At 65.7% G+C, this 21,776-nt stretch carries 15 protein-coding genes and 1 tRNA gene; 7 read left to right on the forward strand and 9 right to left on the reverse strand.

The window, feature by feature from the left end; all coding sequences use genetic code 11:
* Positions 1–166: 166 nt before the first annotated feature.
* The gene (gene aceE / locus D5301_RS06200; protein WP_153855148.1) at positions 167–2,839 is read left to right on the forward strand and encodes a pyruvate dehydrogenase (acetyl-transferring), homodimeric type; all 2,673 of its coding nucleotides are present in this window, start codon (positions 167–169) and stop codon (positions 2,837–2,839) included.
* A gap of 51 nt (positions 2,840–2,890) precedes the next feature.
* Here the strand turns inward: aceE and D5301_RS06205 are convergent, their stop codons facing one another.
* Positions 2,891–3,373 (reverse strand): LuxR family transcriptional regulator, encoded by a 483-nt coding sequence (locus D5301_RS06205; RefSeq protein WP_153855149.1) that lies wholly within the window; start codon positions 3,371–3,373, stop codon positions 2,891–2,893.
* A 189-nt stretch (positions 3,374–3,562) separates the two neighbouring features.
* Here D5301_RS06205 and D5301_RS06210 point away from each other — a divergent pair, with 189 nt between their 5' ends.
* The 4 genes from D5301_RS06210 to D5301_RS06225 all read left to right on the forward strand — a co-directional run bounded on the left by D5301_RS06210 (position 3,563) and on the right by D5301_RS06225 (position 9,634).
* Positions 3,563–4,792 (forward strand): MFS transporter, encoded by a 1,230-nt coding sequence (locus D5301_RS06210; RefSeq protein WP_110711892.1) that lies wholly within the window; start codon positions 3,563–3,565, stop codon positions 4,790–4,792.
* Positions 4,789–5,946 carry an ROK family protein gene (locus D5301_RS06215; protein WP_164162089.1) on the forward strand — a complete coding sequence of 386 codons (1,158 nt, stop codon included), beginning with the start codon at positions 4,789–4,791 and terminating at the stop codon, positions 5,944–5,946. The genes D5301_RS06210 and D5301_RS06215 overlap by 4 nt, the downstream gene beginning before the upstream one ends.
* 86 nt (positions 5,947–6,032) lie before the next feature.
* On the forward strand, positions 6,033–8,528 hold the full coding sequence (locus D5301_RS06220; protein WP_153855150.1) for a TonB-dependent receptor: 2,496 nt from the start codon (positions 6,033–6,035) through the stop codon (positions 8,526–8,528).
* Complete coding sequence (locus D5301_RS06225) at positions 8,528–9,634, forward strand: YdcF family protein (RefSeq protein ID WP_110711889.1); 1,107 nt, start codon at positions 8,528–8,530, stop codon at positions 9,632–9,634. Before D5301_RS06220 ends, D5301_RS06225 begins: the two co-directional genes overlap by 1 nt.
* A 17-nt stretch (positions 9,635–9,651) precedes the next feature.
* Here the strand turns inward: D5301_RS06225 and D5301_RS06230 are convergent, their stop codons facing one another.
* Positions 9,652–11,823 carry a TonB-dependent siderophore receptor gene (locus D5301_RS06230; protein ID WP_153855151.1) on the reverse strand — a complete coding sequence of 724 codons (2,172 nt, stop codon included), beginning with the start codon at positions 11,821–11,823 and terminating at the stop codon, positions 9,652–9,654.
* A gap of 111 nt (positions 11,824–11,934) precedes the next feature.
* Positions 11,935–12,873, reverse strand: a complete 939-nt coding sequence (locus D5301_RS06235) for a helix-turn-helix transcriptional regulator (RefSeq protein WP_153855152.1) — start codon at positions 12,871–12,873, stop codon at positions 11,935–11,937.
* A gap of 139 nt (positions 12,874–13,012) precedes the next feature.
* On the opposite strand from D5301_RS06235, the gene D5301_RS06240 reads away from it, so the two are divergent.
* Together D5301_RS06240 and D5301_RS06245 are read left to right on the forward strand one after the other, a co-directional pair.
* On the forward strand, positions 13,013–15,343 hold the full coding sequence (locus D5301_RS06240; protein ID WP_153855153.1) for a TonB-dependent receptor: 2,331 nt from the start codon (positions 13,013–13,015) through the stop codon (positions 15,341–15,343).
* Between the two features lie 121 nt (positions 15,344–15,464).
* Positions 15,465–15,926 carry a DUF4189 domain-containing protein gene (locus D5301_RS06245; protein WP_153855154.1) on the forward strand — a complete coding sequence of 154 codons (462 nt, stop codon included), beginning with the start codon at positions 15,465–15,467 and terminating at the stop codon, positions 15,924–15,926.
* An 84-nt stretch (positions 15,927–16,010) separates the two neighbouring features.
* Here the strand turns inward: D5301_RS06245 and D5301_RS06250 are convergent.
* From D5301_RS06250 to lexA, 6 genes are all read right to left on the reverse strand, one after another.
* Positions 16,011–16,103 (reverse strand) — tRNA-Ser (locus D5301_RS06250).
* 78 nt (positions 16,104–16,181) lie between these two features.
* Positions 16,182–16,385 carry a carbon storage regulator CsrA gene (gene csrA / locus D5301_RS06255; RefSeq protein ID WP_004152909.1) on the reverse strand — a complete coding sequence of 68 codons (204 nt, stop codon included), beginning with the start codon at positions 16,383–16,385 and terminating at the stop codon, positions 16,182–16,184.
* Between the two features lie 147 nt (positions 16,386–16,532).
* Positions 16,533–19,181 carry an alanine--tRNA ligase gene (gene alaS / locus D5301_RS06260; protein ID WP_153855155.1) on the reverse strand — a complete coding sequence of 883 codons (2,649 nt, stop codon included), beginning with the start codon at positions 19,179–19,181 and terminating at the stop codon, positions 16,533–16,535.
* A 109-nt stretch (positions 19,182–19,290) separates the two neighbouring features.
* Positions 19,291–19,782: a recombination regulator RecX gene (recX, locus tag D5301_RS06265; protein ID WP_014036760.1), complete on the reverse strand. Its 492-nt coding sequence runs from the start codon at positions 19,780–19,782 to the stop codon at positions 19,291–19,293.
* Positions 19,783–19,892: 110 nt separating this feature from the next.
* Complete coding sequence (gene recA, locus D5301_RS06270; RefSeq protein WP_010484252.1) at positions 19,893–20,930, reverse strand: recombinase RecA; 1,038 nt, start codon at positions 20,928–20,930, stop codon at positions 19,893–19,895.
* A 204-nt stretch (positions 20,931–21,134) separates the two neighbouring features.
* Positions 21,135–21,770 (reverse strand): transcriptional repressor LexA, encoded by a 636-nt coding sequence (gene lexA / locus D5301_RS06275; protein ID WP_110711851.1) that lies wholly within the window; start codon positions 21,768–21,770, stop codon positions 21,135–21,137.
* Between the last annotated feature and the right edge of the window lie 6 nt (positions 21,771–21,776).

The following is a 21,776-nucleotide window of genomic DNA, read 5'->3' on the forward strand; positions in this document are numbered from 1 at the left end:
CCCGCCTATCGAAGCCGGGGGGCCGGGCCTACGCTTGTCTTCTCGGTGACCGCGACGGTCGCCCTTCGCGTCACGGCCCCGCCGTTGCGACCCCGCTCCAGTGCTGTGCGCCCTGCCGGTGTTGTCGCCCAGGCAGACGTCCGACCGGCGCCCTCTGGAGACAGTCATGAACCAAGCGCTCATTCCCTTCGATACCGATCCCCTGGAAACCCGCGAGTGGCGTGAATCACTGGAAGCGGTGATGCAGACCGGTGGCCGGCCGCGGGCGCACTACCTGATCGACCAGCTCAGCGAGCTGGATGCGCAGCAGCACGGCGACCTGCATACCCGTGCATGGACCGCTTACGTCAACACCATCCCGCCCGAGCGCCAGCCGGTCTACCCGGGTGACCTGGCCATCGAGCGCCGCCTGAATGCGATGATCCGCTGGAACGCGATGGTGATGGTGCTGCGTGCCGGCAAGCATTCCAACGTCGGCGGCCACATCGCCACCTACCAGTCGGCGGCAGTGCTGTACGACGTGGGCTTCGATCATTTCTTCCGTGGCCGTACCGACACCTTCGACGGCGACATGATCTACATCCAGGGCCACTCCGCGCCGGGCATCTATGGCCGCGCGTACGTGGAAGGCCGCATCGATCCGGCGCGCATGGACAACTTCCGCCGCGAAGCCGGTCGCGAAGGCCTGTCCTCGTATCCACACCCGCGATTGATGCCGGAGTTCTGGCAGTTCCCCACCGTGTCGATGGGGCTGGGCCCGCTGACCGCCGCCTACCAGGCGCGCTACATGCGTTACCTGGAATACCGCGGCCTGAAAGAACACCAGGGCCGCAAGGTCTGGGCCTTCCTCGGCGACGGCGAGATGGACCAGCCCGAGTCGCTGGCGGCGATCTCGCTGGCCGGCCGCGAGCGGCTGGACAACATCGTGTTCGTGGTCAACTGCAACCTGCAGCGCCTGGACGGTCCGGTGCGCGGCAACGCCAAGGTCATCCAGGAACTGGAAGGCACCTTCCGCGCGGCCGGCTGGAACGTGATCAAGCTGATCTGGGGCAGCGGCTGGGACGACCTGCTGGCCCGCGACCACAGCGGCCTGCTGCGCCAGCGCATGATGGAATGCGTGGACGGCGACTACCAGACCTTCAAGTCGCAGAACGGTGCCTACGTGCGCGAGCACTTCTTCGGCCGTTACCCCGAACTGCTGGAGCTGGTCGCGCACATGAGCGACGACGATATCTGGGCACTGGCGCGTGGTGGCCATGATCCGCAGAAGGTGTTCGCTGCCTATCAGCAGGCAGTGAACACCAGCGGCCGGCCCACCGTGATCCTGGCCAAAACGGTCAAGGGTTTCGGCATGGGTGAAGCCGGTGAAGGCCAGAACATCAACCACCAGCTGAAGAAGATGAGCGCCGACGCGGTGCGCGCCTTCCGTGACCGCTTCAACCTGCCGGTCAGCGACGACCAGCTGGAGGACATGCCGTACCTGCGCCCGGAACCGGGCAGCGCCGAAGCCATCTACTTCGCCGAGCGCCGCCGCATCCAGGGCGGGCAACTGCCCGCGCGCCTGGCCAAGGTCGATCCGCTGCCGCTGCCGCCGCTGTCGATCTTCAACACCCAGCTGCAGGGCAGCGGCGACCGCGGCCAATCCACCACCATGGGTTTCGTGCGCATCCTCACCAGCCTGCTGAAGGACGCAGAGCTGGGAAAACTGGTCATTCCGATCGTGCCCGATGAATCGCGCACCTTCGGCATGGAAGGCCTGTTCCGCCAGATCGGCATCCATTCGTACCTCGGCCAGCTGTATACCCCGCAGGATGCCGGCCAGCTGAGCTACTACAAGGAAGCCAAGGACGGCCAGATCCTGCAGGAAGGCATCAACGAATCCGGCGCGATCTGCTCGTGGATCGCCGCCGGCACCGCCTACAGCAACCACGGCCTGGCGACGATCCCGTTCTACATCTTCTACTCGATGTTCGGCCTGCAGCGCGTCGGTGACCTGGCCTGGGCCGCCGCCGATGCGCGCACCCGTGGCTTCCTGCTGGGTGCCACCTCCGGCCGCACCACGCTGATGGGCGAAGGCCTGCAGCATGACGACGGCCACAGCCACGTGCTGTCATCGGTGATCCCAAGCTGTGTGTCCTACGACCCGACCTACAACTACGAGCTGGCGGTGATCATCCACGACGGCCTGCGACGCATGTACGTCGAGCAGGAAGACATCTACTACTACATCACCGTACTCAATGAGAACTACCCGCAGCCGGCACTGCCCGAGGGCGCCGAGGCCGGCATCCTGAAGGGCCTGTACCTGCTGCACCCGGCGGCCGCCGACAGCGACTCGCAGCCACGCGTGCAGCTGATGGGCAGCGGTTCGATCCTGCGCGAAGTGGAAGCCGCGGCAGAACTGCTGCAGCAGGACTTCGGCATCGCCAGCGATGTATGGAGCGCGACCAGCCTGATCGAACTGCGTCGCGATGGCCTGGCCGCCGAGCGCTGGAACCTGCTGCATCCGGCCGAGGAGCCCCGCGTGCCCTACGTGCAGCAGTGCCTGCAGGGCCATGAAGGCCCGGTGGTGGTGGCCACCGACTACATGAAGATCGTCGGCGACCAGATCCGTCCCTTCATCAACGACCGCCGCTTCACCGCACTCGGTACCGATGGCTTCGGCCGCTCCGACACGCGTGAGTCGCTGCGCACGTTCTTCGAAGTGGATCGTCACTTCATCGTGCTGGCCGCCCTGAAGTCGCTGGCCGACGAAGGGCGCATCGAGCGCTCGCGGGTGCAGGAGGCCATCGACAAGTACGGCATCGACACCGGCAAGCGCGACCCGGCCGCGGTGTAAGGCTGCAGCATTCACCACGCCCGTTCTGCGGGCGTGGTGAACGCAGCATCGCTACGGCATCCGCTTGAACAGATTGGTCTGCAGGATCGGCGTACCGTCGTGGCTGTAGAACGCCTTGGTCTCGGTCATCGTCGAGCGGTCAGCCGCCACGGTATAGATACGGGTGGAGGCCGGCGTGCCGTGGTCCACCAGCTGCATCACCAGGGTGTTCGGCGCCGGCAGTTTCAGGTTGGCCTTGTCCGCGCCATAGGTGCCGGACAGGGCGCCCGGCGTGCCATCCAGGGCCAGCGTGCCGTCGGATTTCATGGTCTTGCCGTCGTGCAGGACGATGTCCACATGTGAACTCCAACGCCCCGCACCGGCGTCCTTGAACTCCAGCACCACCTGCTTCGGGCGCTGCGCCTCGGGCAACGCAGACGTAGCGATATCCAGCGACCAGCGCCCCAGCAGCGGTGAGGGCGCCCCCTCCTCTGCCAGCGCCGTAACGGCGGGGAGTGAAAGCGCAGACAACAACACAGCGGACAACAGCTTCATACGTTGCTCCATTCGGCGAAGAAGGCTCTGCGTGAGGCGTTGTGGGGCGCAGCACGGTCAATGCTGCTCGCCCACGGCGTGTGCTGCAAGCCACTCGCTGAATGGCCGACCTCGCACCATGTCAGGCCGCTGTCACACAGGGGTAGTAGAACGATGCCGGATCTCCGGCAATCCTTCCCATACACGGCGTTGAACGCGCAGCCCTCGCCACGGCACCTCTATGCCGCCGGCCACTTCGCCCGCACTCTGGTCTGGTCGTTCGTGGACCTGGCACTCGGCTTCTACCTGCACGCGCGGCTGGGACTGTCGGCTGCCCACACCGGCCAGCTGCTGGCGATCTCCCTGGCCTACAGCAGCGTTCTCGACCTGCTGCTGGCCGCCGTATTCACCCGCCTGCACGACCAGCGTCGCCTCGCCTTGCGCCTGCAGCTGGTCGGCGGCCTCGGTACCGCGGCCAGCGCCTGCCTGCTGTTCAGTCCGAGCACCGCGACCGAGCCCGCCTTCCTGCCGCTGCTGGCCGCCTCGCTGTTGTTCCGTACCTGCTACGCGGTTTACGACGTGGCCCAGAATGCATTGACTTCGCTGTTGCCCCGCGACGAGAACGAGGCCATGCGCTACGTTTCCGCTCGCGCGGTAGTGGTACCGATCTCCAAGCTGTGCATCGCTGCAGCACTGTTCGGCGTGGTCGGTGCACCTGAATCTGCAGGCAGTGGCAGCGCACTGCTGATCTGCATGATCATCGGCATCCTGATCGCGGCCGCCGCGCTTCCCCTGACCTGCGTCGCCACGCCCGCACAGCCCGCCACAACCAGCAGGCCCGTTGCCGGCGCCCTGCCGCTGACGGCACTGCTGCCGGTTCTGCTGGCCGCAGCGGCAGAGACGGCGCTGGTGGGCCTGGCCGGGCGCCTGTTTCCCTTTGCCGACCAGGGCGCAGCGCTGACCTTCGCCATGGTCGCGGGCATGGTGGTCGCGCCTTGGCTCCATCTGCGCCTGCGCCCCCCGCTGTGCAGCGAGACAGGCCTGATCGCGCTGATGTCGGTGCTGGCCATCGCTGCCGTCTGCGTCTACCAGGCCAAGCCCTCCCTGCCTGTAGCGATTGCGTGTGCCGCTGTCCATGGGGCGGCGGTGGCCAGTGTCGGCCTGGTGCTGTGGCGGCGCACCGCGCTGATCGCCCGTCGTCATGCCGCCCGCAGCGGGCGCGAGGATGACCTCAGTTGTTTTGCGCTGCTCACTGGAACCATGAAACTGTCCATCGCGGCTTCTTCATTGCTGCTGGGCGAGGTGCTACCCGGCATACAGGCAGGCGATCTGGACACCTCGGTCGCGCTGGTTTCGCTGGTCGCCGTCGGCAGCCTGCTTTCGCTGGCCGCATTGGCGTGGCCCATGCCAGCGGCACGCACCGAGGGCCTGCGCCCGTGAGCCTGGCCCCGACGTCGCGGCTGCGCCGCAAACCACTGATCGCCCTGGATGCCGACCACAAACGCATCATCTGGCTGCTGCGCACGATGGGTGCGATTCCCCGCATCACCATCGCCCACCAGCTGGGCATGCACAACGGCGCATTGACCCGCCTGGCGCGTGAACTGTTGATGCTGGAAGTGATCGAGGAACAGGGACAACTGTCCGATGGCCAACGGGGGCGTCCATCGGTGCCACTGGCACTGTCCGGGCGGGGTGGCTATGCCGCCGGTGCCACGGTGCACCCCGGTTGGCTGGAGATCGCGCTGGTGGATTTTGCCGGCCAGGTCATCGCCCGCGATGCAACCGCCTTCGACAGCGCGGATCCACGCGACTTCGTGCACGCGGTGGACCAGCGCCTGCGCAGCCTCACCAGCCGCACCGGGCTCATGCGCGCCCGTTTCCTCGGCCTCGGCGTGGCGGTCCCCGGGCCCGTGGTCGAAACCGGTCCGGCACGCCGGCACGCAGTGGACTGGCTGCGTGGCTGGCGCGATATCGACAACGACCAGTTCTTCGAAGACTACTTCGGCTTCCCGGTCTGGGTGGAGAACGATGCGACCCTGGCGGCGCTGGCGGAGTACTACGACAGCGGACTGATCCGCGACTGCGCGTCGGCGCTGCTGCTGTATGTCGGCCACGGCGTGGGCGGTGGCGTGATCCATCGACGTGATGTGATGCGCGGTGAATTCGGCAATGCCGGGGATATCGGTCGCCTGTTCCGCATGGACGCGCCGCGCCCCTCGGGCATCGACCTGCTGGCCACGTTGCGCGACGCCGGCGCTGGGATTCCATCGCTGTTCGAACTGGAGGCCTGCCTGCACACCCATGCCGGCATCATCAATGCCTGGGCAGAACGCGCGGGCAACCAGCTGGGCGTGGCGGCCAATACCGGTGTGGCATGGCTCGATCCTGGCGCCGTGATCCTGTCCGGCTCACTGCCGAGGCAGGTGCTGGAAGTGTTGGGGCAACACCTGCAGCAACCGGCACGCTGGAGCAGTGCGCTTGACAGCCTGCGCCTGCCGCAGGTGCATGTGTCACGGCTGGGAGGATCCGCGGTATCGGTGGGCGCGGCGCTGCTGCCGATCCATCAGCTGGGCGCCGACGCCATCGCTTAATTGTTTATTTCCGCCGAAGTAAACAATTCCGTCATCGCCCGGACCTACCGTGCAGCGGTCCCCCTTCCCTGCATGGCCGCCCTCCGATGAACATCAGCCCCCTGGTCCTGGGCATCTCCCTGGCCCTGATCTCCCTGCACGGCAGCGCGTCTGCGCAGGACGCCCCCGTCCAGAACAAGGACAGCGCCGACGCTGCAACGCTGGATGCGGTGGTGGTCACCGGTGCGGCACGCACCCAGCGTCGCTTCGATGCGTCCTTCGCCGTCAATTCACTCAGCCGCGAAGACGTGCAGAAGCTCGCACCGAAAAGCTACGCCGACCTGCTCGGCTCGGTTCCCGGCATCCATGTCGAGGCCACCGGCGGCGAGGTGCAGAACATCACCCGGCTGCGCGGCATTCCCACCGATCGTGGCTTCATCGCCTTCCAGCAGGACGGCCTGCCGCTCTACCAGGAGCTGGATGGCCACTTCTTCAATTCCGGCGACGGCATGAACCGGTTCGACGTGATGAACCAACGGGTGGAGATCGTACGTGGGGGCCCGGCGCCCATCTACGCGAGCAGCGGCGGCGCCATCGTCAACAACATCCTGGCCGAAGGCTCGGAAGAGACCCACGGCAAGGCGCAGCTGACCATCGGCGATACCGGGCTGTACCGCGGCGAGATGTACCAGTCCGGCGCGCTGGGCAAGGACACCTTCTACGCCGTCGGTGGCTTCCTGCGCCAGCACGATGGCTACCGCGACAACGGCTTCCCGAACGACAAGGGCGGGCAGATCCGCGGCAACATCAAGCACTACTTCGACGACACCAGCTGGTTCAAGGTCAGCGGCACCTTCGTTGACGACCACAATACGTTCTACCTGCCGATCCCGGTCGCCGACCCTCGCAATCCCAGCGTGTCGCTGGATCCGTACATCGACTACTTCGACGGTACGCTGAACTCGCCGTCGCTGCGCAGCGTCAACCTGAAGTACCTCGATGGCGGCGGTGTCCTGCAGGGCATGAACCGCGACCTGGCCGATGGCCGCCACATGCGCTTCGGCAACATCGGCTTCCAGTACGAGAACACCGCCAGCGATTGGACGATCTCGCTGAAAACCGGCTACACCAAGGGCCGCAATACCTTCGACGCGCTGTACTCGACCACCAACCCGGTCGACGCACGCACTTTCGCCAACGGCTATCTGGGCGCGGCCCGCAGCGCCTTCGGTGCCGGCGTCGCGCGGATGGGCTACGCACTGGCCGGCAGCAATGGCACCAGCGCCTACGATCCCTACGCCGACTCCGGCCTGGTGATCTCGGCCCAGTACCGCGCCGCAGATTCGGACTTCTACTCCGGCCAGGCCGACTTCAGTGCGACACGGCTGTTTGAAACGGCCTGGGGCAGCCACGACCTGAACATCGGTGCGTACACCGCCTTCTTCGGCACCACGTCCTTCAGCCTGTACCAGGACATGCTGATGGAGATGCGCGGCAAGCCACGCCTGCTGGATCTGGTCGCCTACGGCAACGATGGCACGCCGCTGGGATATGTCACCGACAAGGGCACGCTGCGCTATACCACCACCCTCAATCGCGGCAAGGTCGATGCCCGCATGTTCGCGGTCTACGCCAATGACACGTGGGCACTGACGGACCGCTTCAAGCTTGATGCCGGTATCCGCCATGAACGCTACCGCTATGAAGGCTATGCGGAGCAGACCGCCCAGGTCGACCTCGGCGATCGCAGCACACTGGCCGACAACACCACACGCCGGTTCACCGGCGTCGTCCAGAACCATCGCCTGAATCCGTCCGCCACCAACTGGACGGTCGGTGCGAACTTCGACTTCACCCCTGCAGTGGGCGCCTACGCCCGCGTGTCGCACATGGAGATCGTTCCCAATTCGTCGGTGGCGCGCTCGATCGATCCGACCATCGTGCAGACCCAGCTGGACCAGTACGAGCTGGGCCTGAAGGCGGCTTTTGGCCGGTCCTACCTGTACCTGACCGCGTTCTATACGAAGTTCGATCCACTCAACGCGTCCTTCGTTGCCTTCAATCCGACGACCGGCCGCAATGACCAGTCGGTGCCCTTCATCGGTACCGCCGTCTCCAAGGGCATCGAACTGGATGGCCTGTTCCGACCGCTGGACTGGTTCAGCATCGCCGGTTCGATCACGGTCAGCGATCCGCAGTACGACAGCCTGCAGAACGATTCCGGTGCCGATCCGGCGGCGGTCAATGGCAAGCAGATCGTTCGCGAACCCAAGCTCTACGGCAACCTGCGACCGACTTTCAGTTTCCAGCACGGCCAGGACCAGTTCGAGACCTGGCTGCGCTATGACGTAGTCGGCAAGTCCTACGTCGATCTGTTCAACCAGACAGCGCTGCCTGCCTACCAGACCCTGGGCCTGGGCGTTTCATGGAAGCGCGGCAACTGGGGCGCACAGCTGGTGGGCGACAACCTGACCAATGAAAAGGGGCTCACCGAGGGCAACACCCGCACCGACGCCCTGGCCGGACAGGGTTCGGCCGAGGCAATCTATGGACGGCCGCTGTTCGGCCGCAACGTCCGCCTGATGGTCAGCAGGAGCTGGTGATGCATCGACGATTGAGCTTGTCCCTCGCCCTGCTTGCCACGGCAGCGCTGCCGCTTGCGGCGGCAGCCGACGACCACGACAGCACGGCACTGGCCGGGCGCTTGTTTCCAACCCTGGTGCAGCTGAAGCACGACGCACTGCCCGCCCCTGCGCGCGCCCTCATGGTCGAACGCACCCAGCGCATGACTGGCTGCCGGACGGCGGCCTGCACACTCGAGGCGGCACACTGGACGCCGGCGCAGGCAGGCCTGCTGACCACCGCGGTTCCGGCACGCGCCGATGCCATCGAAAGAGAGCTTGCGGGCCTCAACAACATCCTCTCCGTCTACGGCCACGGCCAGCCGCCCCGCTACGACGCCATCGACGGCCCGGTCGGTGCGGCGGGCAGCACGCGACTGGCCGGCGATGTTGCCATTGCCATGCAGATGAGCGAAGTGGACGCCAGCGCGGCCTACACCGCATTCGATCGCAGCATCGCGGTGGCGGTGGGCCTGCTCGATGCCAATGATCGCCTCGACGCGATCCGCTTCGAGCCCATCAACGCGGGAATGAACGCCGCGCCATTCGCGCGCGCGCGGCAGCTCGATTGGTCCGCGCATCCGTACACATCGATCATCGTGCTTGGGCAGGGCCCGGACGAGCTGACCACCCCGCTCAGCGCTGGCAGCAAGCTGCGCCTGAAGGCCGCTGCGCAGCGCTATGCGGCGGGCGATGCACCTTTCATCATCGTCTCCGGTGGCGCCGTGCATCCACGCGGCACCCGCAGCGTCGAAGCGGTGCAGATGCGCGAAGCGCTGATCGCGCGCTTCGGCATTCCCGCAGATGCGATCATCATCGAACCGTATGCCCGCCACACCACCACCAACCTGCGCAATGCAGCCCGGCTGCTGGCGGCCCTGCAGGCACCGCCGCGGCAACCGGCACTGGTGGTGAGCAGTCCGTCGCATATCGATTCGGTCGCCAGCAGCGGGTTCAGTGACCGCAACCGCCGTGAGCTGGGCTACGTTCCCGGCAAGGTCGGTTCACGCATTTCAGCGTACGCGATCACCTTCGTGCCAGCGCCCGAATCACTTCGCATCGACCCGATGGATCCACTGGATCCCTGAACCTCGCCACTGCCGCCTCAATAGCCGACCTTCAGCGTGAACATCACGTTTCGCGGCGCGCCGTACCAGCCCTGGTTGTAGAAGCCGATCTGCGAGTAGTAGTGGCGGTCAAACAGGTTGTTGATGTTGACCGCCGCCGACACATTGGAACTGAACTGGTAGCGCGCCATCAGGTTGACCAGCGCGTAGGCGGGCTGCTCCACCGGCACCCGGCGATTCCCGGGCGCGGTGGCGGTCTGGTACATGCGGTTCTGCCAGTCCACGCCACCGCCGATCGTCAGCCGGTCCCAGGCACCCGGCAGCCGCCAGGTGGTGAACAGCTTGAACAGGCTGCGCGGCTTGGCAGTGTTGATCGCACGGCCCTGCGCGTCCTGCGCGATGAAGGTGGTGAAGCTGGTGCCCAGGCTCCAGCCCGGCAGCGGCTCGCCGGCCAGTTCCAGCTCCAGGCCGTCCACGGTTGCGCCCTTCACCGCGCGGTAGGCCGCTTGTGTGCTGCCTTCAACCAACCCACCGGTGGCTTCGGCCAGGTTGTCCTGTTGGGTGCGGAACAATGCCGCCGACGCATTCAAGCGTTCCTGCAGCCAGCTGCCCTTGAGGCCCAGCTCGTAGCTGCGGCCGCTGACCGGGTCGAGGATCTGTCCGGATTCATTGCGGTTGTTCTGCGGCTTGAAGATGCCGGTGTAGCTGGCGTACACGCTGCTGTAGCCGTTGAGGTCCCAGACCACGCCTGCATACGGTACGAACTCGTTGCGGTAGCGGTACTTCCGCTTGGCGCCGAAGTAGACCTGATCGGTCTCCCAGTTGCTCAGGCGGGCACCGACGATCACGTGCAGCGGATCGGCCAGCGACAAGCGCGCCACCGCGTAGGCACCGCTCTGATGGTTGTCCAGGTCATCGGCCTGGGTCTTGCTGCTGGCCCACGTCGGCTCCGGCGTGCCCGGCCCGTGCCAGTCCAGATAGCTGGCCAACGGCGGCAGCGGCGCCAGCGCGCGGTACTGGCCGAGCGCGATCTCGTCACGCGAACGCGACCAGCCGATGGACGCCGTGTGCTGGCGGCCGAACAGCTGGAACGGACCGGTCAGGCTGGCGCTGATCGCTTCGCGGCGCACCGGACCGTCGTAGCGGGTGAAGCTGTTGCCAGTGGGCATCGCCCCGGTCACCGGATCGGGATAGCCGCCCCGGTAGAGATGCTTCATCTCCATGTCGGTATGCGAGCGGCTGTAGGACACGCGTGCCTGCCAGTCGTTACCGAAGCGATGGTTGAAGTCGAAGAAGCCGTTGCGGGTATCGGTGGTCATCCGTGCCCACGGCGCGGTGGCCGATACCGAGCGGTCGAAGCGGGTACGCGTGCCGTCGGCGTTGAACAACGCGAAGCCGCTGCCGAAGCCACGGTTGTCGCTGCCCTGGTAGGAGATACCGGCGATCAATCCGGTGTCCTCGCCCAGATCCACACTGACCACGCCGTAGAGTGTCCTTGCGGTGCTGTCCAGGCCGGCGGTGTAGCTGTCACCCTCTGCGTGCGCGGCCACCAGGCGACCACGCACGCGTCCTTCCCGGCTCAACGGGCTGGACACATCCGCCCACGCGCGCCGTGCGTCCCAGCTGCCGAGGCTGATGCCACCACTGGCAGCGAACTCGCGCAGCGGGCGCTTGCGCACATAGTTCACCGCCGCCGAGGGATTGCCGGCGCCGGTCATCAGGCCATTGGCACCGCGCACGATCTCGATGCGGTCGTACACCACCATGTCCAGGTTGTTCTCGCCGAAGTTCCATGGCGACAACACCGGCATCACCACGCCATCGAACTGGTAGTTGTCGATGTCGAAGCCGCGTGCGGAGAACGAATAGCGGTTGGCGTCGCTGCGCGTGACCGAGATGCCGGGTGCGGTCGCCAGGGCATCGGCGGTGCTGAGCAGGCCACGGTCCTCGATCTGCTGGCGGGTGACCACGCTGACGGATTGCGGGGTCTGCCGCGAGGTCAGTGACAGCCCGGTCGCCGTGCCCATCGAATCGGTGGTGTACGAACGCGACGTTTCGGTGCTGCCATCAAGGTCGGCAGTGACCTGCACGGTCGGGAGCTGGGAGGTCGTCGCGGCAGGGGCGCGTTCGGCGGCGTGGGCAGCGTTGAACAGCGCCAGGGTCGTGCCGATGGCGGTAGCCAGGGCACACGGGCGGAAGCAGGCAGGCATGGGAGATCCAGCGGGAAGGAAAGGCTGGATGAGAATTATTGTCATTTGAGCGTGAGCACACGTATGCGCGGACGCAGCAGGCGTATGCGCACTGCCGACGATGGCCCGGACTCAGCGAAGCTCGCTGGGTGCGATGCCGTAGCGCGCGCGGAATGCGGTCGCGAAATTGGTGGCGTGCCGGTAGCCGACGAAATGCGCGGCCTGCTGCACGCTGCAGCCTTGCCGCAGCTGCTCGCAGGCCAACTGCAGGCGCCGCTCGCGCAGCCAAGCGAACACCGAACACCGGTGCACCTGCTGGAACTTCAGCCGCAGGCTGCTCGAGCTCATGCAGGCCAGGCGCGCCAGATCCTCCAGGCTGTGGTCGGCGGCCGGCGCCGCCTGCAGGCAGTCGATCACCCGCTGCAGCATGCGGCGATCACGTGCTGAAACGCGCAGGTCGGGCGATGCCTCCGGTGCCGGCGCGCCCAGCGCCATGGCCAGCATCTGCAGGCCAATGCCTTCGCACAAAAGTGCATGCATTGCGCCCTGCCAGGTGCCCGACAACACCTGGTCGGCGGCGTGCTCGAGATGCCCGGGCACCTGCCAGCTGCGCAGCTGCTGGCCACCGCTGCGATGCGCGGCGGATAGCAGTTCGGTGATGATCGGATCGTCCAGCTCGGCCGGTGCGTCCAGCGAGACATTCAGGCTGCGCATCCGTTGGCCCGCTGGGTGTATCGCGGTCATCGGCGTAGCGTCGGCCCGCACCATCGCGCCAGCGCCCGGACCCATGCCGATCACCGCCTGCCCCGCCAGGCGCGCACCTGCGCGGCCCTCCAGCATCACGATTGCCGAGAAGGCAGGCGGCGACTCGGAGGTGGCCTCGAACGGCTGGCGTGCGATCACGTCCGACAGCGCCAGATGGACGCCCGGACGCAGGCGACGCTGCTCGACCCTGCCCTGCACCACGCAATCCTCGCCCGACAGATCGGAAGCCGCCCGCGCAGGCAGCCGATAGCGGAAGCCGCTGCTGCGGCCCAGGCGGTCGAGGTCGGCCAGGGTGAGGCTGTGCATGGTGCGCCCGTGAAGAATCACCCGCCATTCTCATATGAGAACCGTTCTCATATCCAGTGCCGATGGCAAGGCCCAATCCGCCCTTGTCGATACAAATAGTTACGTTATAACATTTCACATCAACTTCACGGATCGTGTCATGCGCCGCCATCTCCTTGCTGCAGCCATTCTGTTCGCCGTCCACACCGCCCAGGCCGCGAACGAACCCACCCTCCCCACCCTCCAGGTCCAGGCCTCCCAACCCTCGCGCATCGACAGCCGGGTCACCGTCGACAATCCGCAGGCACAGAACCGCACCCTCGGCGGCCTGCTCGAACACGTCTCCGGTGTGCAGAGCAGCGCCTTCGGGCCGAACGCGGGCGCCCCGGTCATCCGCAGCCTCAGTGGCAACCGCGTGCAGATCCTGCAGGACGGCCAGTCGATTCTGGGCATGAACGCGATCAGCGGCGACATCAACATCCCGTTCGATCCGCTGTTCGTACGCAGTGTCACCGTCAACAAGTCTTCCGACACCGTGCGCTACGGCGGCAATGCGATCGGTGGCAGCGTGGAGATCGACTCGGGCCTGATCTCGCGCAGCATGGAAGACAAGGACCAGTCGATGGAACTGGTCCTGCGCAAGGGCTTCAACGCGGCCGACGCGCAGGGCTTCCGCATGAACTTCAACAACCAGCGCAACGTGTCCACCAACCTGCAGGTGTCGCGCCAGCGGATCTCGCACTACGACATCCCCGGCAACAGCAAGGCCAGCGTCTGCAACACCAGGCTGTTCCCGGCCGGCGGGGGCGTCAATTCGGCACTGGCCGACGCCTGCCAGAAAGAGGCGCGCGTCCAGCAGATCTACAACAAGGCCTCGCAGCCGTACATCGACCAGTTCATGACCGAGAACCCGGACTGGGCCGATGGTGATTTCTCCTTCTACACCAACAATCCGACGTCGGTCTGGCAGCGCCGCACCTACATCAATCCGGTCAACCCGGCCTACGTGCCCGGCACGCCGTCGTATGTGCAGAAGCAGATCAACAACGATGTGACGCCCGACTACCATCACCGGCTGGGCAACAGCTATGCGCGCAACAGTCAGGTGGCCTTCGGCTCGACCCTGTTCTTCGACCGTGGCTACGTGGGTGTCAGCATTGATGCCAAGGACAGCGAGTACGGCGTTCCAGGCTTCTCGATGCAGAACCTGTCGTTCGGTTCCAACTATGCCGATGGCCTGCCGGTGGGCGTGGTGATCAAGCAACAGCGCTACGCGCTGGAAGCCCTGCTGCGTGATCCACTACCGTGGTTCGAGCGCGCGGAACTCCGCGTTTCCAAGCTGGACAACACCTCAGGCGAGCGGCTGGGCGCCACCAAGGCCAACGACTACGATTTCGAGAGCACCCAGGCCGAGCTGCTGCTCAGCCATCAACGCATCGGCCCGCTCAGCGGCCTGCTCGGTTTCAGCCATCAGTCGCGTGATGTCACCGGCAGTGGTTCTCAGCGCTACCTGCCGGACGTGGACACCCGCAGCAATGCGGTGTTCCTGAAGGAAACGCTCGACTTCGGCTGGGCTACCTTCGATGCCGGCGTGCGTCACGAGCGCATCGACCACAAGCTGCAGCCCAGCCGCTTCAAGACCGCGCGCAATGCCGCCAACACCAAACTGCAGGACCGTGACTACCGGCTCAACAGCTACAGCCTGGGATCGTATGTCGAGCTCGGTCCGTTGTTCGCGGCCAAGGTGCGCTACTCGTCCTCGCAGCGCGCACCGGAGATCAACGAGCTGTATGCGAGCAATGCTCACTATTCGGTGATGACCCAAGAAGAAGGCAACCAGAATCTGGAACCGGAACGCGCGAAGAACCTGGAACTGACCGGCCTGTTCCACCTCGGTGGTTTCGAGCTGTCCGCCACCGCGTACCGGATGCGGTACGAGAACTACCTCTACCTCGGCTACTCCGGCCTGCAGACCGCCAACCGCCTGCCGCTGAAGTACTGGAAGCAGACCGACACCACGGTGAAGGGCTTCGAGATCGATGCTTCGCAGGCATTGGACCTCGGCCGCTTCGGCACGTTGAATGTGTCCGCCTTCGCCGACCTGGTGAAGAACAAGGCCGACCGCCCCGATTCGCTGCGTGCCCACAATGACGGCGAGTACCTGCCGAACATGCCGACCAACCGCTACGGTGCCAACCTGCAATGGCAGCGCGAGGGCTGGAAGGCGCAGCTGTCCAGCACCTACTACGACACGCAGAAGTACCTCGGCCGCAACGTGAGCGAGGAAGTGCCGCTGGATGCGTTCAACCTGGTCGACCTGCAGGTCAGTCGCGAACTGCCGGTACGCAACAGCTACATCGCCGGCGTGGAGGTGTTCGTCAACGGCAGCAACCTGCTCAATGAAGAAGCACGGCCGCACAATTCGCCGTTGAAGTACATCGCACCGTTGCCCGGGCGGGGCTTCCAGGTGGGTGTGACGGTGAAGCTCTGACAACCGGATGCATCGGTATACGCCTGCAGGCAGACGGCCTGCAGGCGGCGCCCATCGCACCCCCTGCGTGGTTGCGCCAGGCTCCCCGGTTGATTCACTATCGGCAGAGAAGGAGAGCGTGATGAACTGGAAGCATGCGGTTTCACTGGCACTGTTGTTGTCCGTTTCATCAGGCGCAAGTGCTGCGTCTGCGATCACCTACGACAAGGATGGCCGCTACGGCTATTCGATGAACCAATCTTCCCTCACCACTGCGATGCAGCAGTCGCTGCACTACTGCGCAGCGCGATCGCGCAATTGCGGTCAGTCCGCCAGCACCAGCAGCGAAGGCTATTCGGCCATAGCGACCGGCACGATTGCGTTGGGCTTTGCACTGGGTGAGAAGACCGCGGACGCCGCGCAGCGGAAGGCCGAAAGAATGTGCAGGGAACGTGCCAACGACTGCACGCTTGACTTGCTGTGGCGGGAAACCCCACCTCGCTATCTTGAACCGCCACAGCTGCCCGGTGCGCCCGCTCCGGCACCAGCGGTGACGCCCGCGCCCATGCCAACGCCTGCCACCCGCACCGATCAGCCAGGATAGCCAGCTCCACGCCGGCTGTACTTTCGAGTGTCGGATAAAGAAAAACGCCTGCAGATCGAGGATCTGCAGGCGCTTCTTTGTATCTGGCGGAGTGAGAGGGATTCGAACCCTCGATAGAGCTTTTGACCCTATACTCCCTTAGCAGGGGAGCCCCTTCGGCCACTCGGGCATCACTCCGGGGTTTTCTCCGCGTCTGGTGCGTTGCACCTCAGCGGGGCGTGAATCATAACGTTAATCGAGTGCGAAGGTAAAGCGTTATTCGGCAGAATTTTCGCTACCGGTGCCACCGGCTTCGTCACCACGCTGGATGCGCTGATAGATCTCTTCGCGATGCACAGCGACGTCCTTCGGCGCGGTGATGCCGATACGCACCTGGTTACCCTTGACGCCAAGCACGGTGACGCTCACCGAGTCTCCGATCATCAGGGTTTCGCCGACGCGGCGAGTCAGGATCAACATTTTTGTAAGTCTCCATGGAACCGTGTGGAAGGGTATCCCCCACCGGCTTGACGCTCCGTCAAGAAGCGCTACCACGACAAAGGGAAAAGATTCGCAATGGTACCGTCAGCCGTCCCGCTCCTACAAGGAGGGGGACGGCCAGGTTCATCACAGGCGGGGGCTGACCCATTCGACGACTGCAGCCAGCGCAGTGGCAAGGGCGGGCCCGTCCTCGCCACCACCCTGGGCGAGGTCCGGGCGTCCGCCGCCCTTGCCCCCGATCTGACCGGCGATATGGGACAACAGTTCCCCGGCCTTGACCTTGCCCATTGCGCTGCCGTTCACACCCGCGACCAGGGCGGCCTTGCCGTCCTGGGCGCCGGCCAGCACGATCACCGCATCGCCCAGCTGCTGCTTCAGGCGGTCCATGGCGTCACGCAGGGCCTTGGCATCGAAGCCCTCCAGGCGGGCAGCCAGCACCTTCACGCCGGCAACCTCGACCGCCTGGCCGGACAGATCGGCCGTGGCACCGGCGGCAACCTTGGCCTTCACGGCTTCCAGTTCGCGCTCCAGCTGCTTCTGGCGCTGGCCGAGGGCACGGATCTTCTCGACCACGTCGGCAGCGCTGCCGCCGAGCAGTTCGGCGGCTTCGGCCAGGCGAGCCTCTTCGGCGTCCACGTAGTCCAGGGCGCCCTGGCCGGTGACCGCTTCGATACGGCGCACGCCAGCGGACACACCGCCCTCGGAGGTGATCTTGAACAGGCCGATGTCGCCGGTGCGGTTGACGTGGGTACCGCCGCACAGCTCGGTGGAGTAGTCCCCCATCTTCAGCACGCGCACGTGTTCGCCGTACTTCTCGCCGAACAGGGCCATCGCGCCGAAGTCCAGCGCTTCCTGCATGGCCATGGTGTGCACTTCGGCGGCGTTGTTGGCGCGCACCTGCTGGTTGACCTTGCGTTCGATCACCGCCAGCTCTTCCGCACTGATCGGCTGGAAGTGCGAGAAGTCGAAACGCAGGCGGTCCGGCGCGACCAGCGAGCCCTTCTGCTGCACGTGGGTGCCGAGCACTTCGCGCAGGGCGGCGTGCAGCAGGTGGGTGGCGGAGTGGTTGAGGATGGTGGCGCCACGGCGCTCGCCATCGACCTGGCCGGACAGCACATCACCGACCTTCAGGCCGCCTTCGGACAGGGTGCCGACGTGGCCATGGAACTGGCCGGCGAACTTCTGGGTGTCTTCCACCACCAGGCGCACGCCGTTGCCGGTGAGCACGCCGGTGTCGCCGACCTGGCCGCCGGACTCGGCGTAGAACGGAGTCTGGTTGGTGATCACGATGACCGCATCACCGGCATCGGCCGACTGCACCGGACGACCGTCCTTGAGCAGGGCCAGCACGGTCAGGCCGTCGGCCTGCAGGCGGTCATACCCCAGGAACACGGTCGGGCTGAGGGTCGCCACCAGCTCGGCCGGCAGCGTCACGCCGCCACCGAACTTGCCGGCCGCGCGCGCGGTCTCGCGCTGCTGCTCCATCGCGGCGTCGAAGCCGGCAATGTCGACGGTCAGGTCGCGCTCGCGGGCAATGTCCTGGGTCAGGTCGAGCGGGAAGCCATAGGTGTCGTACAGGCGGAACGCGTCAACACCCGGGATCACACCATTGCTGGCCTTGCCGGCCACGTCCTCGAAGATCTTCATGCCGGCATCGAGGGTTTCAGCGAAACGCTCTTCCTCGGCCTGCAGCGCACGGGTGACGGTATCCACCGCCGCCGGCAGTTCCGGGTAGGCCTCGCCCATCTGCTCGACCAGGGTCGGCACCAGCTTGCTGAAGAACGGCTGGCGCACGCCCAGCATCCAGCCGTGGCGCAGGGCGCGGCGGATGATACGGCGCAGCACGTAGCCGCGGCCTTCGTTGGACGGCAGCACGCCGTCGACGATCAGGAACGAGCAGGCACGGATGTGGTCGGCGATCACGCGCAGCGACTTGTTTTCCAGGTCGGCGGTGCCGGTCAGTTCGCTGGCTTTGCGGATCAGGGCCTGGAACAGGTCGATCTCGTAGTTGGTGTGCACGTGCTGCAGGATCGCCGCCAGGCGCTCCAGGCCCATGCCGGTATCCACGCACGGCGCCGGCAGCGGCACCAGGGTGCCATCCGGCTGGCGGTCGAACTGCATGAACACCAGGTTCCAGATTTCGATGAAGCGGTCGCCGTCCTCGTCCGGGGAGCCCGGGGGGCCGCCGGCGATATGGTCACCGTGGTCGTAGAAAATCTCGGTGCACGGGCCGCACGGACCGGTGTCGGCCATCTGCCAGAAATTGTCCGAAGCGAACGGTGCGCCCTTGTTGTCGCCGATGCGCACGATGCGCTCTTCCGGCACGCCGACCATGTCGCGCCACAGTGCGTACGCTTCGTCATCGGTCTGGTAGACGGTGACCAGCAGGCGCTCGGCCGGCAGCTTCCAGACCTGGGTCAGCAGTTCCCAGGCCCAGGCGATCGCATCCTTCTTGAAGTAGTCGCCGAACGACCAGTTGCCCAGCATTTCGAAGAAGGTGTGGTGGCGTGCGGTGTAGCCGACCTGGTCGAGGTCGTTGTGTTTGCCGCCCGCGCGCAGGCAGCGCTGCACGTCGGCCGCGCGCACGTAGCTGCGCTTCTCCGCGCCAAGGAACACGTCCTTGAACTGCACCATGCCGGAGTTGGTGAACAGCAGGGTCGGATCATTGCCCGGCACCAGCGGCGCCGACGGCACGATGGTGTGGCCTTTGCCCTTGAAGAATTCAAGGAAGTCGCTGCGGATCTGGGAAGTCGTGAATTTGGCGGATGCGTTCATTGGGGGCTGGCAGTCTGCGGGCCGGCGGGCCCGGACCACCGGCCGCGTTGGCCAGGGTCGCGAGGGACCGCCGAAAACCTAAAGGGTATCAGGCCCGGCGCCGCCAGTCTCAGTCATCCGGATCGTAGCGGGTCGCACGGCGGATGCTGTCGCCGTCGAAGCCCCGCCGGGCCAGCAGATCGGCGGCCTTGCGCCGCTGCGTCAGGTCCTGAGGACCCGCCTCGCCGAAGCGTCGGCGGACCAGATCACGGGCATTTTCCTGCCAGTCGCCTTCATAGCTGTCCATCGCCGCCGCAATCGCGGCGCTGTCCAGTCCGTGGGTACCGAGTTCGGCACGGACATGGATCGGGCCATAACCGGTGTTGGCGCGCATCCGCACCAGGTTCTCGGCGAAACGGGTGTCGTCCTGCCAGCCAGCTTCGGTCAGCTTGGCGACAGCCGCCTGGGCGGCTTCATCTTCGATGCCACGTGCGGTCAGCTTGCGGGTGAGTTCCTTGCGCGAGTGCTCGCGGCGGACCAGCAGGCCCAGAGCGCGTTGCACGGGCGTCTGCTCGCGCGGCCGGCGCTTGCGGCCGGTGGGAATGTCGTCGGCGTCGGACATCGGTGCTCCAAGGGTGGCGCCATCCGTGGCGCCCTGCCCATCCCTGGGCGATTCGAACCTGCGGGACAGGGCGACGTCACTGACGGCGCCGCCCTGCCCCACAGCAAGCCTTATTCGTCGTCGCCTTCGTCGTCGCCTTCCTCGCGGCTGGCTTCGGTCGGCTGGAACTTCTCGCGCAGCTCGGCTTCAAGCTTGGCAGCGACCGTCGGGTTGTCGCGCAGGTAGCCACGGGCGTTGTCCTTGCCCTGGCCGATGCGCTCCTCACCGTAGCTGTACCAGGCGCCGGCCTTCTCGACCAGCTTGGCGTCCACACCCATGTCGATCAGCTCGCCCTCGCGGCTGATGCCTTCGCCGTACAGGATCTCGGTGATGACCTGCTTGAACGGAGGCGCCAGCTTGTTCTTGACGACCTTGATCTTGGTCTGGTTGCCGATGATCTCGTCGCCCTTCTTGATCGCGCCGATGCGGCGGATGTCCAGGCGCACCGAGGCGTAGAACTTCAGCGCGTTGCCGCCGGTGGTGGTTTCCGGGCTCTGGCCCGGCATCATCACACCGATCTTCATGCGCAGCTGGTTGATGAAGACCACCAGGGTGTTGGAGCGCTTGATGTTGCCGGTCAGCTTGCGCAGCGCCTGGCTCATCAGGCGGGCCTGCAGGCCCGGCAGCTGATCGCCCATCTCGCCTTCGATTTCGGCCTTCGGGGTCAGCGCGGCGACCGAGTCGATCACCAGGATGTCCACCGAACCCGAACGGACGAGCATGTCGGCGATTTCCAGCGCCTGCTCGCCGGTATCCGGCTGCGACAGCAGCAGGTCATCCACGTTCACGCCCAGCTTGGCGGCGTAGATCGGGTCCAGCGCGTGCTCGGCGTCGATGAAGGCCGCGGTGCCGCCCATCTTCTGGCATTCGGCGATGGCCTGCAGGGTCAAGGTGGTCTTGCCCGAGGATTCCGGCCCGTAGATTTCAACGACACGGCCCTTCGGCAGACCACCAATGCCCAGCGCGATGTCGAGCATCAGCGAACCGGTCGGGATGGCTTCGACGGGTTCGACCACGCGGTCGCCCATGCGCATCACCGAGCCCTTGCCGAACTGCTTTTCGATCTGGCCCAGAGCTGCAGCGAGGGCGCGCTTCTTGTTCTCGTCCATCGGATTGGTCCTTGCAGAGGTCGTGTCGTTGGAGGTGCTGTCTTTGGGGGTCTTCTTTGCCATGGGTTCACTTTAAGTCGGACGTATCGCACAGGCTGAGATTCTGCCCGGCGCTCTGAAAAGAATTATCGGACATCCGTACCAACCTCAGTGGAACCAGAGAATCGCCACAAAAGACCGCGGGGTAATGCGCTATGGAACGGGTCAACGGTTGGGCCGCAGCAGGCCGCAATAGAGGCCCTCGATCGAGAAGTCCTGATCCGGCAGCACCTCGATCGGCTTGTAGTCGGGGTTGCGCGGCAGCAGGCGGATACGATCCTTGGCGATCTTCAGCAGCTTGACGGTGATCTCGTCATCGATGCGGGCCACCACGATCTGTCCGGAATGAGCATCGCGGGTGCGGTGCACACCGATCAGGTCACCGTCGAAGATGCCCTCGTCGATCATCGAATCGCCCTGCACCTTCAACAGGTAATCCGGTGCCGGCGAGAAGAACACCCGGTCCAGCACCACGAAGTCGTCCGAGCCGATATCGGCACCGATCGGCAGGCCGGCTGCGACACGGCCCAATACCGGCAGGCGCAGGACGTTGTCGGGCAGGCCCGGCTCGGCCAGCTTCTCGACCGGTGGCGCCTGTACCAGGCGGATGCCGCGGGCCTGGCCCGGGATGCGACGGATCGCACCGGCCTGCTCCAGGGCTTCCAGGTGGTACTGGGCCGCGCGCACGCCCTTGAAGCCAAACGCACGTGCGATTTCAGTCTGCGACGGCGGCGCGCCTTCGCTCTCGATACGCTCGGCGATCAACTGCAGGATCGCCTGCTGGGTGTCGGTCAGGTCCATGATTAG

This window comes from Stenotrophomonas sp. MH181796, assembly GCF_009659995.1.
Lineage (GTDB): Bacteria > Pseudomonadota > Gammaproteobacteria > Xanthomonadales > Xanthomonadaceae > Stenotrophomonas > Stenotrophomonas riyadhensis.

Coding starts and splice junctions, on each gene's coding strand:
- D5301_RS06225 (WP_110711889.1), top strand. CDS start 8,528: ATGCATCGACGATTGAGCTTGTCCCTCGCCCTGCTTGCCACGGCAGCG.
- recX (WP_014036760.1), bottom strand. CDS start 19,782: ATGTCCGACGCCGACGACATTCCCACCGGCCGCAAGCGCCGGCCGCGC.
- D5301_RS06235 (WP_153855152.1), bottom strand. CDS start 12,873: ATGCACAGCCTCACCCTGGCCGACCTCGACCGCCTGGGCCGCAGCAGC.
- D5301_RS06240 (WP_153855153.1), top strand. CDS start 13,013: ATGCGCCGCCATCTCCTTGCTGCAGCCATTCTGTTCGCCGTCCACACC.
- lexA (WP_110711851.1), bottom strand. CDS start 21,770: ATGGACCTGACCGACACCCAGCAGGCGATCCTGCAGTTGATCGCCGAG.
- D5301_RS06230 (WP_153855151.1), bottom strand. CDS start 11,823: ATGCCTGCCTGCTTCCGCCCGTGTGCCCTGGCTACCGCCATCGGCACG.
- alaS (WP_153855155.1), bottom strand. CDS start 19,181: ATGAACGCATCCGCCAAATTCACGACTTCCCAGATCCGCAGCGACTTC.
- csrA (WP_004152909.1), bottom strand. CDS start 16,385: ATGTTGATCCTGACTCGCCGCGTCGGCGAAACCCTGATGATCGGAGAC.
- aceE (WP_153855148.1), top strand. CDS start 167: ATGAACCAAGCGCTCATTCCCTTCGATACCGATCCCCTGGAAACCCGC.
- D5301_RS06245 (WP_153855154.1), top strand. CDS start 15,465: ATGAACTGGAAGCATGCGGTTTCACTGGCACTGTTGTTGTCCGTTTCA.
- D5301_RS06220 (WP_153855150.1), top strand. CDS start 6,033: ATGAACATCAGCCCCCTGGTCCTGGGCATCTCCCTGGCCCTGATCTCC.
- recA (WP_010484252.1), bottom strand. CDS start 20,930: ATGGACGAGAACAAGAAGCGCGCCCTCGCTGCAGCTCTGGGCCAGATC.
- D5301_RS06205 (WP_153855149.1), bottom strand. CDS start 3,373: ATGAAGCTGTTGTCCGCTGTGTTGTTGTCTGCGCTTTCACTCCCCGCC.